We start from the raw sequence: 507 nt of genomic DNA on the forward strand, positions 1-507 counted from the left end.
CAAACGTTACCTACCATGTCGTAGAAACCCGTTGGCGTTGGCAAGAATGATTTTACAGGAGAAGTACTGACGTTTGACCACTGTGTACCAGACCAACCAGTATTAGCTCTACCTGAACGGAATTTGTTGCCCCACCAGAAGCTGGTATCTTGACCCGCTCTTGCCGCCGCTTCCCACTCTTGTTGTGTTGGTAGGCGGTAAGTAAAGCCTGTTTTTTTAGATAACCAACGTGTGTACGCTTTCGCATCGCTTTGGCTGACGCATACAACGGGTGAGTTATCGACTTGCTTGAAACCAGGAGCTTTCCAGTCATTGTCTGACACAGTCGTGATTTCTGCATTCACGAAGGTATCACAAGTGTTCATCAGCTCTGCGTCTGTCTGGTAACCCGTATTTTTCACAAATGCTTTAAAATCTTGAACACGAGTTGGGGTTGCCGCTAATGCAAATGGCTGTTTGATCGTGACTTGCTCAGCGTTATTTTCACCGAGTAGGTAAGTCCCAGAT

The 507-nt window shown here is 46.7% G+C and carries 1 protein-coding gene; it reads right to left on the reverse strand.

Translation table 11 applies throughout. From position 1 onward, the window contains the following. A partial coding sequence (locus AB4653_RS21600) for an SUMF1/EgtB/PvdO family nonheme iron enzyme (RefSeq protein ID WP_372105312.1) occupies positions 1-507 on the reverse strand: 507 nt, incomplete at both ends.

The organism is Vibrio sp. 10N.222.48.A3 (assembly GCF_041475345.1).
Lineage (GTDB): Bacteria > Pseudomonadota > Gammaproteobacteria > Enterobacterales > Vibrionaceae > Vibrio > Vibrio tasmaniensis_A.